Origin of the sequence: Nocardia veterana NBRC 100344 (assembly GCF_000308855.1) — a bacterium.
Lineage (GTDB): Bacteria > Actinomycetota > Actinomycetes > Mycobacteriales > Mycobacteriaceae > Nocardia > Nocardia veterana.
The window spans coordinates 1-893 of record NZ_BAGM01000063.1; the positions used below are offsets into that span (position 1 = coordinate 1).

1 protein-coding gene is annotated in these 893 nt (G+C 67.5%); it reads left to right on the forward strand.

From position 1 onward, the window contains the following. On the forward strand, positions 1–893 hold an 893-nt coding region (locus tag ON37_RS10305), incomplete at both ends, for a PucR family transcriptional regulator (RefSeq protein WP_040718684.1).

Sequence of the window (893 nt, forward strand, 5' to 3'; positions counted from 1 at the left end):
TGCCGGTGCCGGTGAACCCACACTCACCCTCACCCACACCGACTACACCAACCTCCTCCAAGGCGCCAAACTCCTCGTCGAAATCCTCGACACCATGACCACCGCCGTCTCCGGCGCCTACGTCCGCGAACTCCGCGCCGTCGTCTCCGAACACCACAACGCCGTCCACACCCTCACCTCCGCCCTCCTCGGCGGCCACCCCACCAGCACCATGGCCCGCGAATGCGGCATCGAAATCGCCGACACCTACCACATCCTCGCCCTCCACATCCCACCCCACCCCGACCAAGCCAACCCCCACCTCGACCCCACCATCATCGCCCGCCGCAAACTCCGCCGCATCCAAGCCGCCCTCGCCACCCACACCCACACCACCACCCTCTCCCTCCTCTCCACCGACGGCGGCACCCTCCTCATCCCCACTACCCACACACCCACCACCGACCTCGACACCCTCATCACCCACCTCTCCCACGCCGCCCGCGTCCCCATCACCGCAACCACCACCACCAGCCCCACCCCCGACATCCCCACCAACACCGACCAAACCCACCAACTCCTCGACATGGTCACCCGCCTCGGCTCCATCCCCGGCCTCTACCGCTTCGACGACCTCGCCCTCGAATACCAACTCACCCGCCCCGGACCCGGCCGCGACCACCTCGGCACCCTCCTCAACCCCCTCGACCACCACCCCGAACTCCTCACCACCCTCCAAACCCACATCGCCAACAACCTCAACCGCCAACGCACCGCCCGACTCCTCCACGTCCACACCAACACCGTCGACTACCGCCTCAAACGCATCGCCCAACTCACCGGCTTCGACCCCACCCAAGCCAGCGGACTCTGGTACCTCCGCAGCGCCCTCGTCGCCCGCACCTACACCACCT